This is a genomic window from Xylanibacter ruminicola (genome assembly GCF_900142525.1).
GTDB classification, from domain to species: domain Bacteria; phylum Bacteroidota; class Bacteroidia; order Bacteroidales; family Bacteroidaceae; genus Prevotella; species Prevotella ruminicola_A.
On the sequence record NZ_FRBD01000032.1, the window covers coordinates 1 to 11,629 of the forward strand.

General features: G+C 51.0%; 9 protein-coding genes. 1 reads left to right on the forward strand and 8 read right to left on the reverse strand.

What is annotated here, in order from left to right; all coding sequences use genetic code 11:
* Positions 1 to 206: 206 nt before the first annotated feature.
* On the forward strand, positions 207 to 326 hold the full coding sequence (locus tag BUB86_RS17335) for a class IIb bacteriocin, lactobin A/cerein 7B family (protein ID WP_139261684.1): 120 nt from the start codon (positions 207 to 209) through the stop codon (positions 324 to 326).
* A gap of 31 nt (positions 327 to 357) precedes the next feature.
* Here the strand turns inward: BUB86_RS17335 and BUB86_RS15845 are convergent, their stop codons facing one another.
* The 8 genes from BUB86_RS15845 to BUB86_RS15880 form a co-directional block, all read right to left on the reverse strand.
* Positions 358 to 1,419: a cache domain-containing protein gene (locus BUB86_RS15845; RefSeq protein WP_073211410.1), complete on the reverse strand. Its 1,062-nt coding sequence runs from the start codon at positions 1,417 to 1,419 to the stop codon at positions 358 to 360.
* 117 nt (positions 1,420 to 1,536) lie between these two features.
* Positions 1,537 to 2,937 carry a glycoside hydrolase family 57 protein gene (locus BUB86_RS15850; RefSeq protein WP_073211414.1) on the reverse strand — a complete coding sequence of 467 codons (1,401 nt, stop codon included), beginning with the start codon at positions 2,935 to 2,937 and terminating at the stop codon, positions 1,537 to 1,539.
* A 42-nt stretch (positions 2,938 to 2,979) separates the two neighbouring features.
* On the reverse strand, positions 2,980 to 4,251 hold the full coding sequence (locus tag BUB86_RS15855; protein WP_073211417.1) for a glycosyltransferase family 4 protein: 1,272 nt from the start codon (positions 4,249 to 4,251) through the stop codon (positions 2,980 to 2,982).
* Between the two features lie 12 nt (positions 4,252 to 4,263).
* The gene (locus BUB86_RS15860) at positions 4,264 to 6,213 is read right to left on the reverse strand and encodes a glycogen debranching enzyme N-terminal domain-containing protein (protein ID WP_073211420.1); all 1,950 of its coding nucleotides are present in this window, start codon (positions 6,211 to 6,213) and stop codon (positions 4,264 to 4,266) included.
* Positions 6,214 to 6,365: 152 nt separating this feature from the next.
* Positions 6,366 to 7,304, reverse strand: a complete 939-nt coding sequence (locus tag BUB86_RS15865) for a diacylglycerol/lipid kinase family protein (protein ID WP_073211423.1) — start codon at positions 7,302 to 7,304, stop codon at positions 6,366 to 6,368.
* A 20-nt stretch (positions 7,305 to 7,324) separates the two neighbouring features.
* Positions 7,325 to 8,308 carry a tRNA (adenosine(37)-N6)-dimethylallyltransferase MiaA gene (gene miaA / locus BUB86_RS15870; RefSeq protein WP_073211426.1) on the reverse strand — a complete coding sequence of 328 codons (984 nt, stop codon included), beginning with the start codon at positions 8,306 to 8,308 and terminating at the stop codon, positions 7,325 to 7,327.
* Between the two features lie 118 nt (positions 8,309 to 8,426).
* Positions 8,427 to 10,073, reverse strand: coding sequence for a DUF2207 family protein (locus BUB86_RS15875; protein WP_073211429.1), 1,647 nt, complete (start codon positions 10,071 to 10,073; stop codon positions 8,427 to 8,429).
* 337 nt (positions 10,074 to 10,410) lie between these two features.
* Positions 10,411 to 11,625: a DUF4374 domain-containing protein gene (locus BUB86_RS15880; RefSeq protein ID WP_073211430.1), complete on the reverse strand. Its 1,215-nt coding sequence runs from the start codon at positions 11,623 to 11,625 to the stop codon at positions 10,411 to 10,413.
* Positions 11,626 to 11,629: the final 4 nt, after the last annotated feature.

An 11,629-nucleotide genomic window follows, 5' to 3' on the forward strand; every position in this document is an offset into this window, starting at 1 on the left:
ACATCTACAAGAATCTCTCCAACTTTTTCGGAGTATCTTATAGAATCTCACAAGACGGGGTTTACTGATGGCTTACTTTTATACCACATCCGAAACGGGAGGGCCTCTGACGTGTTAATTGCTGCTGACTTTGCAATGTCAATCAGAACAAACGACATCTTAGAGACAAGAAACAGCAAGTTTAACAATTTAAAATTTATTAGATTATGAAACAGAATGAAGAGAACATCCAGAAGGATCAGGAGTTAACTAAGGAAGAGTTGGAGCAGGTAAACGGCGGAATTTCATTCCAGGACCCACTCGTCCAAATTGGAGAGGCTTTGTAGTGTATGTTATTTTAGTCACTGGGACAATATATCAAAATCTAAATCTGTATTTCAAGTAGATAAACACCACAGCCACCAGCAACAGCATGCCCAGCAGCATAAAGGCCGTCTGTTTCAGCACATACATCACCGCCAGCATGTCTATCGTTTGGCATGGCACCACCGTTACCATTATCCAGCCGGTATACTTCAGCGGCGTGTAGAAAAAGTAGCACCTCTCGCCATTAAACTTATAGCTCTCCTCTGTTTCGTTGCTGCTCTGCAAGCCCGCTTTTATGCGGCGTTCCAGCTGCGTTTTCACGCCCATCCTGTCGCCCAGCACATGGTTAAAGAACATGCCCTCCAATCGTTTCTCAGCTTCCGGATGCGTAATAAACTTACCATCGTAGTTAATAATATAGCTCTGCGATTTCAGTCCCATCAGCTGCACGGCACGCGGACTCTGGACGTTGTAGGCGCTGTCGGTCTCGGCCAGCTTGCTTGTCAGCCAGTCTAGCGACACGTCGGCCCCCAGCACCGCCACCGGCGTTCCTTGTGCATCGTGTATAGGCACCATATAGGCGGCCAGCGCGGTGGTGTTGTCGTAGCCATCGTAGAAGGGGTCGCTCCACAGGCAGGTGTCGCCCTCAACCACGCTCCTGAACCAGAGTGAGTTCAGATAGTTAAAATCCTGATTGCCCTTTTCCTCGGTCAGAATCTCTTCGCGGTTCTCGGGGTTTCGCCAGGCAAAGGGGCAGTAGCGTTCGCCCTTCTGCGGGTAGTAGTTGCGCACAAAGTTCATGCCGCAGCTGTGCACGCGGTTGCCGTTTCGCACTATGCGCTCCATGGCAGCCATGTGGCCCTCGGGCTTGTCAAGCGTACTCTCAATGTAATACACATTGTTAGTAACCTGCACGTACACATCCGACAGCACGCGCCGCGTGTACTCATAGTTAATGAGCATACGCAGATGGAAATTCTCAGCATACTGTTGCTTGATGCCCGACAGCGTGTAGTGATAATTTATGAAGCCCACTACCACGGCGATTCCCACCGCCCATAGCATGAGCCTCACAACTGTCTTCACGCCCACTGTTCTTAACCTACCTTTCATAACAACATCCACTTTTGGGTTCTCCGATTGCAAAGATACGATTAAGTGAGCAAAAATCCAAATTTTAAATCCAAAAAAAAAGAGAGCTTGCAAAAAAAACTGCAAGCTCTTTCTTTTTTATTTAGCGGCCTTAGCGGCTTTAGCCTTGGGTTTGGCAGGGGCCTTAGCTTTGGCAGTAGCCTTGGGCTTTTCGGCAGGGGCCTTGGCTTTCTTCTCATTGCCTTCCATCTTTTCGATCTTGGCCTTGAGGCGGGTAATCTCCTTATCCTTCATCTCAATCTCGTCGCCCTGATTCTTGATGGTGGTGAGCAGACCTTCGAGCTCATCGTTGTCGATATCGAGCGGATAGAGGGCATTCACACGGTTGATGAAGTCGCCCAAAATGTTCATATAGTTGGTGAAGGCATCGAACGGACCGCTATAGATGCCACGATCGAGACCTACGTTTGAGGGCTTGGTGGTCATGAAGCGGAAGTTGTTAGAGGCCTGCAGATAATCCCAGTCCTGATTGATACGGGGGTCGTTAGCGATGCGCAAGCGATCGGCCACAGAGTAGAGTTTGTTGAAAGCCTCGCGCTGCATGGCGTTACCCAACCAGCAGCTTACGTCGCGCTCCTCATCAACCCACGAGAGGGTGTCGGGCACGTCGATCTGGCTCACGCTCTTGCATGCCTTACAAATCTCGGTAGGTGTAGAGAAGGTGATGCCCTTGGCCTTGGCCTGAGCGGGCAGAGCCTTCAGGAAGTCGAGGATATTGCTTGACAATGGCTGAGCGATGCCCAGAGCCGAGAGCTCCATGAAGATATTGATGATCTGCTCTTCCTCAGGCAGGCGGGCAATGCGGTCGATATAGGCATCGGCAAAGAGTGGATAGCCATCCCACTCGGAGTTGTTGAAGCGCAGAGAGATATCGTCGCTGAGCTCGATATCGCGCAACAACAGCTTGAGGTTAGGTGCCTGATTGCAATGATATACATAGTGAGGCGACTTCCAACCCAGCACGTGCTTGGCACCCTCGGTGAGCATGCCCTTGAAGCCCATAGAGGCTACCTGAGCACCGATGTCGTCGCTATAGATGAGTGATGAGTTGCGGAGTACGGTTGGCTTCTTGCCGAACAGCTCCTCGATCTTGGCACACTGCTTCTTTACGTCGACAGCAAAGCTTTCGGGGTTAGCCAGCGACGAAAGACCGTGAGAGTAAGGCTCGGCCAGGAACTCTACACAGCCCGTCTCGTTCATGGCCTGCAGCTTCTCGAGCACCTGAGGTGCGTGCATCTCCAACTGCTCGATGCCAGTACCTGAAAGGCTGAATGCCACTTTGAAGAACTTGCCATGCTCGAGGATCATGTCGTGCAGGGCATTGAGTGCAGGCATATAGCTGCGCTCTACGATATCGGTGATGCTACGCTCGTTTTCGTAGTCATCGTAGTAATAATGATCGGCGCCGATATCGAAGAAACGATAACGCTTCAGATGAATAATCTGATGTATCTCGAAATATAAACAAATTGTTTTCATAACTCTTAATTCTTAACTCTTAATTCATAACTCTTAACTAAATCATTCTTCCCAGCCGAGGGTACGGAGATAGAGGGTACGAATCCAACGACCCACCTTCTCCCATGTTATCTGGTCGACCTCGCGCTTGCCCTCGTCCTTGAGGTAGTTGAAGAGCGATTCGTTGTGACAGATAGAGTAGATGGCATCGGCCAGTGCGTGGATGTCCCAATAGTCAACCTTGATACAGTTGTCGAGAATCTCGGCGCAACCACTCTGCTTAGAGATGATAGACGGCGTGCCACACTGCATGGCCTCGAGGGGCGAGATACCGAACGGCTCGCTCACCGAAGGCATGACATAGACATCGCTGGCCTTGAGGCACTCGTAAACCTGCTTGCCGCGCATAAATCCAGGGAAGTGGAAACGGTCGGCAATGCCACGCTCGGCAGCCAGATGAATCATGGCGTCCATCATGTCGCCCGAACCTGCCATACAGAAGCGCACGTTGCGGGTGCGATGCAGCACCATGGTAGCGGCCTCGACAAAGTACTCAGGACCCTTCTGCATGGTGATACGACCCAGGAAGGTAACCACCTTCTCCTTGCCCGTATGGTCGGGGCGAGGAATGTCTTGATACTCCTGTGGCAAGGGGTAGACGGCATTGTGAACAGTGAAACACTTGCGTGGATCCTGATGATACTGGTTAATCACCGTCTGGCGTGTGAGTTCAGATACACACATGATGCAGTCGGCCCAGTCCATACCATTCTTCTCGATTGAGTAGACGGTAGGATTAACCTTACCACGCGAGCGGTCGAAGTCGGTAGCGTGAACGTGGATGCACAGAGGCTTGCCGCTAACCTGCTTGGCGTGGATACCAGCGGGGAAGGTGAGCCAGTCGTGAGCGTGGATGATATCAAACTGCTCGGCACGGGCCACCTGACCTGCGATAATAGAGTAATTATTAATCTCCTCGTGCAGGTTGCCGGGATAACCACCAGCAAACTCCATAGCACCGAGGTCGTTAACGTTCATATAATTGAAATCGGCATAGATATGCTCACGGAGCTTGAAATAATAATCAGGATCCATGATGTTGCCCACACGCTGCTTCACATAGTCGTAGCTTACATCGCGATAGGCAATAGGTACGGCATTCATAGCCACGATGCGGCATGCGTGCTGACTCTCATCGCCAAAGGGGTGAGGCAGGCACAGCACCGTCTCGATATCGCCCTGAGCCTTCAGGCCCTCAGAGATACCATAGTTGGCAGTAGCAAGACCGCCGAATACGTGAGGAGGATACTCCCATCCAAACATTAATACTTTCATAGCTGGCCCTCCTTACTTTTGATATGAATATTTTTCCATTAACTTGAGCGTGCGCAGAATCTCGGCCACATTCATGGCAAACGACATGGCTCCACGGCCCGAGAATGGCGGGTTACCATCGAAGAGCTCAGAGATGGTGCCAATGGCATGATAGTCCATCTCGTCTTCGTAGCCCACCAGCTGGCGCTCGATAAAGCTCAAGCGCGAACGCTTGTAGAGCTTGAGGCAGGCCTCCATATAGAATCCGCCCAACCAAGGCCATGCGGTGCCCTGATGGTAGGCGTAGTCGCGCTGAGTTTGCGGACCTACATATATAGGATTATAGCCGCCACTCTTTGGTGAGAGCGAGCGCAAACCCTTAGGTGTGAGCAACTCGCGGGTACATATATCAACCACACTCTTCATCTGCTGCTGAGAAAGCGGCGAGAAGTCGAATGCGACAGCAAAAATCATGTTAGGACGAACGCTCCAATCCATCATGGTGCCATCGACGTAGTCGAGCAGATAGCCGTACTCGTTGACAAAGGTATCGACAAACGACTGCTTGACCTTAACGGCAAGCTCCTCTAGCTGGTCGGCACCCTGCTGGTCGCCCTTCTCGCTGGCCATCAGCGCACAGAACTTAATGGCGTTATACCAGAGGGCGTTGAACTCGACGATGTAGCCTGAACGGGGCACTACAGGCTTGCCGTTGGCAGTAGAGTTCATCCAGGTAACGGCCTTGTCGCGACCATTAGAATAAAGGAGTCCGTTATCGTCGAGACGCAGATTGGGGTGCTTGCCATCGAGGATGAAACGCACGATGTCCTGAAGCAGCTTGCCGTACATCTCGAAACACTTGTCGCGGCCCACCTCCTTGGCGTACTGCTGCATGGCCCATACGGCCCACAGGGGCACATCGGGCTGCTCGATCTCGTAGATCTTACCAGATACGGGTTTGCCTGCCATAAACTCGCGCAGGGCGCGCTCGCTGGTCTTCATCACCTTCTCGAAATAGTCGATCTCGCCAATGGCCAGCGTCAATCCGGGCAGGGCGATAAACGTATCGCGGGCACGGCACTTGAACCAAGGATAACCAGCCATGAGGTAGCGGTCGCGGTTCTTCTCCTTGCGGTGGAACTGGTGGGCGGCGGTAACCAGACAGTGATAGAAGTTATCGCGGGGCACGCGGTCGGCCACCTCGTCGTCGAAGAGTTTCTTCAGGCTCGAAGGCTTAATCTGCGAGGTAGAAGCGGCAAAGATGATGCTCTCGCCCTTCTTGATAGGCATCTCGAAGTAGCCGGGCACGTAGAGGTCCTCGTTAGAGGCGTAACCACGCTCCTGCTCCTTAGGATACTCGATGCCGCGATACCAGTCGGGCATGAAGATGAACTCATTCTTCTTCGAGAACTGCATGTAGAGGTCGGGATAGCCGGCATACATACAGGTCTTGATTCCATTATCGACCTCAGAGTACTCGCGACTAGCTGTAGAGTTCTCGTGGGTAAACTGGCGAACCGAACGGAAGGCCAGGAACGGACGGAAACGCAGTGTAGTAGCTGAGTGTGCATCGACCAAGGTATAACGAATCAGGATGCGATCTTCGTAGTGCTGGAAGACTATCTCCTTCTTTAAAATGACACCACCTACACGATAAGTAGTAGTAGGAACGGTGGTGGCGTCGAACTCACGAATGTACTTGTGTCCGTTAGGACTGAAATTGTTGCCCTGATACTTGTGCAGTCCGAGGTTGAACTCGGCTCCGTGCTGGATAACCGTACAATCGAGCGATGACAAGAGCACATGGTTCTCATCGTCGAGCTCGGGTACGGGAACTACCAGCAATCCGTGGTACTTGCGCGTATTGCAATCTACAAGCGTAGAGCTGCTATAGGCGCCCGAACGGTTGGTTCGGAGGAACTCACGGCGGAGACTATCCTGCAGGTTAGTCATCACGGCTTTTTCTAAACGTAGGTAGCTCATAGTTCCTGTCTAAAGGTATTAATTAGTGAATATTCAAGTTTGATTTTCCAAAGGTAGGCAAAAATCCGCATAGTGCAAAGCTTTGCTAAGTATATTTAACAATTATTGACAATTAAAGAAAAAGGCTCGCAATGTTTGCGGGCCCTTTTTTCTTAACTTGGTATCAAAAAATTTACTACTTCTTGCTCTACATTTATCCTGTAACTACCAACGGGTGTTTTCATCAATCGCCCGTCGATACCAACGATGGCTTTCTTGGCGTATTCCACCTCAACCTCGCGGGTGCGATAGGGGTGAACACTACGGTGATTAAGGAATCGGCCAGCCACCAAGAGCCACAAGCCCTCGATGAGCTGAACCACCTCAGGATGATACACCACACTCACGTCGAGCATGCCGTTATACGGCACTGCATTAGGGGTTTGGCCGTAGCCTGGGCCAGAGCCTACGCACACCGTCATCACCTTACGATCGATGACATCGCTATTGATTTTGAGCTTCATCTTGTACTCCATGCGGTGGAACAACATGACGAATACCGACACGATGAATGCCAGGGTGTGAGAACCGAAAAGACGGCGCGTCTGGCGGCGCAGATTCATGATGTCGGCAGTAAGGCCAATGTTAACACAATTCAAGAAATAACGATGGCATTTATCGCCTTTCTTGTTGGTATAGCGGATGCAACCCAAATCGATTTTGCGGATGCGGCGCTGTATGAGCCAATCGATGGTCTGCTCTATGTCGTCATCGTCGAAATCCCAGAACTTGGCAAAGTCGTTCAGCACGCCATTAGGAATCACGCCAAGTGCGATTTCATCGCGTACGGCTTTCTCTTCCATCATGAGGCAGTTCACGGCATCGTTAAGGGCCGAGTCGCCACCAACAATCACAATGGTCTTGTAGCCATTCGATATCATCATCTTAACGAGTCGCTCCACACTATCGGCCGTTTCGCTCTGCACAAAGTCGTAAAGCACCTTGCGCTCGTCGAGCACCTTCTGTATCTTCTCCCAACGCTTGCGTGGGTTAAATACGAGTCCTGTCTTTGGGCAATAAAGTATGCCCCATCTTGTTGATTCTACTGCCATGGTTTTATTTGACTATTTCACTATTTGACAATTTCACTATTGTACAATTTTACAATTGTTTTCACCTTTTCCTCCATCGGGAGTGTGGCGTCGATCCAATGGATGGTGAAGCCACGGCGCTCCATACCACGAAACCACGTCATCTGTCGCTTGGCAAACTGATGGATGGCTATTTCCAAACGGGTGAACATCTCGTCGTAAGCGATCTGTCCCGTCACGTATTCTGTCAAGAATTTATACTCCAACCCGTAGTAAATCAGGTCTTCGGGCGCGATACCTTCGTCGAGCAAATGGCGTACTTCGTCGACCATTCCTTCGTCGAGTCTCGCTTTCAGTCGGCGCGAAATCTTTTCGCGACGCAACTCGCGGTCGATGTCGATGCCGATGATGAGTGAGTCGATGGGGGGCACGGTGGTACGGGGGATCGGAGGTACGAGATTTGTATTCTCGCACCCATGTACCCCCGTACCTTCGCACCCTCGATATTCAAGAACAGCCGTCTCAATCTCGATGGCACGGATGGCACGCTGGCACGAGTCAACATCAGTCTTATTATGCATGTTAGAGCCCGTCTTGGCTTTCAGCTCTTCCAGCATGGCCGTGAGCTCATCGAGCGACTTGCCCTCCAAACTATCTCTCAGCGCTTGATTCTGGGGTACGGGCGAGAGCTGATAGCCCTTGAGCACGGCCTCGATATAAAGTCCCGTTCCGCCACACAGAATGGGTACTGCCCCCCTACTCTCTATATCCTGATAGGCATCGAAAAAGTCCTGCTGATACTGAAACAAATTATATTTTGTTCCAGGTTCGCAAATGTCGATAAGATGATAGGGCACACCACCGTAGTCCTCCAAGTCCTTACCTGTACCCAAATCCATACGGCGATACACTTGGCGAGAGTCGGCAGAGATAATCTCTCCACCTATCATAGCGGCCAAATGGGCAGCTACGGGCGTCTTGCCCGAAGCCGTTGGCCCTAATATCGTTATCATCTTTTTACTCATCTGCTATACCTATTTATATATTAATTGATGCTTTGATTGTTTATCATAAAAATGTTAGTTTCATTCGGGTGCAAAGATACACTTTTTCTATTAATTCGCCACCCATTTATAAAAAATATTACCTGACTCCGCCGCCGCCACCGCCGCCGTGGAAGCCTCCGCCACCACCGTGGAACGATGAATGACCGCCACCGCCACGGGCTCTGCTTTCGCGCGCAGCCTTGCTGGCAGCCGCACGCGCCGTGCCGCGATGCATCACCGAATAGATGGTGGGCAGCGTAATGTCGTTGGCCATCTGTCCGGCCACCTGGTCCATATTAAAGTATTCAGGATTAATCTTCTTCATGTCGCGTATCACTTGGTCGGCTATGCCAAATAGCGTGGCGTAGATCATATAGTCCTTCCACAGCTTCACTTCGTCCACGCCGCGCTCGTCCAGCAGCGTAAACTCCTTCAAGTATTTTCTCAGCCCGAACACCTGTCGCACCTCGTCTTCGCGTTTTCTGAATTTCGATATCGAGGTCTGCGTGTGCAGCGCATTGACAAAAGCATCGGTAATCTTCGAGTTAAAGCTGCTCCTCATATACTGCTTCAGCTCCTTAGGCTCCAGCACCTTGTCGCCACCCGCTGCCTGCTCAAATATGTTGTATATCTGGCGTATCAGCGATGGCTGTTCGCTAGCGTTGGGCAAACTGTAGATCGTGAAGTTCGGTTCCAGCTTGCCCTGCATGTTGGGGTGCGTCTCAATCTTGATGGCACCCAGGTCTATCAGCTTCAGTATGCAGGCCGATAGCAGGTTGTTGTAATCGGCATTACCCCATTTATAGGCGTTCAGCATGTCGTTGGCCGTCTGCAGATTGCCATCCAGCGGTATATCGCGATACCACAGCAGGTCCTTGTTAATGCGACGACGAGCGCGCCACTTGTAGATGGCCGCCCAGATACCGCCCACGATAGGCGCCAGGAAGGTAAACACCACAACGATGATGCCCAGCAAGGTCTCAGGGTCGCTCCAATCCACTTCGTCCGAGCTATAGTCTGTATAGTCACTCCCCTCTAGGGCTTGCGCTTTCTTGTTCTCAAAGGTATCATCCTCCATGTTGGTGGGCTCAAACATACCTGCGGGGAATTTTGCCATCAGATACAGGGCCGCCTCGCTGCTCATGGGCTCAGTGGTCTCAGCCACGATAGCGCCATTCTCAAACCACAAATCACCATAGAATCTGTATCCCCAAATGCCGCAGCTATCCGGGCTGAACACCATCGTCGTGTCGGCCCCCGTGATGGTTATCCTGGCATGTTCGGGTTTTGGCGATACCGTTTGGTCCAGGAACACGTGTCGTAGTCCGTCCACCCCGTCGGTATAGCGATACACCATGCTGGTCAGCGTATAGGTGGTGGTATAGGTTCGTTCGCCGCTGGCACCTAAGCCCCAACATAGCTCGTAACCCTTACTCGTCTCAACAATGCCGCATTTCATGGTTTTCCAACTGCGATCCTCGTTGATGTCCCAATCCACATTCAGGAATTCCGTACCGCTCTCATCCGATACCTTCAGGTTGCTCACCTTGCTCGCGCCAAGGTTAGCGAGGCCGATGTAGCACTCTGTTCCCTCACTGTCGATGGTCATCTGTCGCGTCTCCGTTATCAGCGCATCGCCATTCTTCATCAGCACAACCCGGATATCCAGATTGTGCAACTGCGGACGGCCCAACACGCTGACGGCCACAAGCAGTAGTAAAGCTGTTAAAAGTTTAGATGTCATACCAGCGTGCAAAGATACAAAAATTTAGGCACGAATCGCAAAATTTGCATAAAAATATGATAATATGCCTCGTACTACTTCCCCTCGAGAGAAGAACTTCTGTTTAAAATTAGTTAATTGGCATCAAAATATCGACAGATATCGCATTTTCAACATATTTTATCTCAAATTGAACATCAAAATCAGATTTTATGTCTACATTTGCACAAAAGAAAAAAACAATATATAGTTAATATGATTAAGTTTTAAGGTTTAAGGTTGATTAATTAATTTTTTAAGAGTAAAAATTCAGGCTCGTTGTGAAACGAGCCTGTTTTTATTGTACTTATTTTGATTATTACAACTTGAAGAAACCGCCGACAAAGGTGGCTGAGATGCGGGCGCCACGCGTGGCCTGAGCAGTAGCCACGTTGGTGCGATAGACGTAGAGCCCATCGCTGGTGGATACAGGCAGATAGACATAGCTACCATCAACCAGGCAGGCAAAGCGGCGACCACCATTGCCATTGTGTACAGGGATGCCCTCGACATCGGTAACGGTCTGATTAATCAAGTCAATGATACAGCACTTGAGGCTCTTGTCGCCCCAGCGATCGGCGGCTGTCTGAGGATTCAGGGTGCTGACCTCGGCAAACACCTTACCATCGCCAATATAGGTGATGTGGGCAGGCTTGAGTCCGCCTGTAGCTGCCTCGAAGTCGAAATAGTAATCGGCATCGAACTGGGTAGCACCCTTGCTGATGCGCAGGAAACCTGCGTGCTTGGTACTCTGAGAATAACCGTTAGAGATGGCTGAGTTTGACATGACATAAAGGTTATCGGCCTCGTCCTTAAACAAGCCATTGTAAGCGCCCCACGAACCGCCAGGGCCCATCATATCAGACTTCATGAGCGTAACAAACTGCATGCTGGGATAGCTATAGACAGCCACGTAGCAGGTATCGGTATAGGCGGTTTCGAAAGTGTTGCTATTCATCGGGGTGTAGGTAACATAGATGTTTCCACCACTATACTCCATGCCCGTGATGCTGGGCCAATCGAGGGTGCTGATGGGGTCGACCACATTTGCAGTATTCTTGCTAAGGATGGCAGCGGAGCTGGCATCGACGGTGTAGAAGGTGAGATTGCGACCGCTCTCCTTAGAGGCGGGCAACTCGAGCCCCACCATGGTGCTGGCATCGGCCTGACAAAGGCCATTGAGCGAGCTATCGAACACATACTGGCCCTGCTCCTTGAGTAAACCATCGGCACCACGAACCACAGCCGTGGCATTGGTAACACCCATGCCGCCAATGCAAAACACAGAGTTAGCGCCCTGCTGGTAATCGTGATAACCCGTCTGCTCGATGCCCTTGCCCACGGCATTGATGGTGCCCTGCATCAGATCGGACGCAGAAACAACGTAATAGGTGGTGTTGCCACTAGAGGTGATGCCCAAGCTGAGCACGTAAGGGGCACCTGGCTGCTCCTGCTCGGCATCGAGATTGTCATCGCACGAGGTAAAAGCTACGGCCAAAGCCAGCAGCGCTATATTGAAAAAGATATGTTTCATTGCT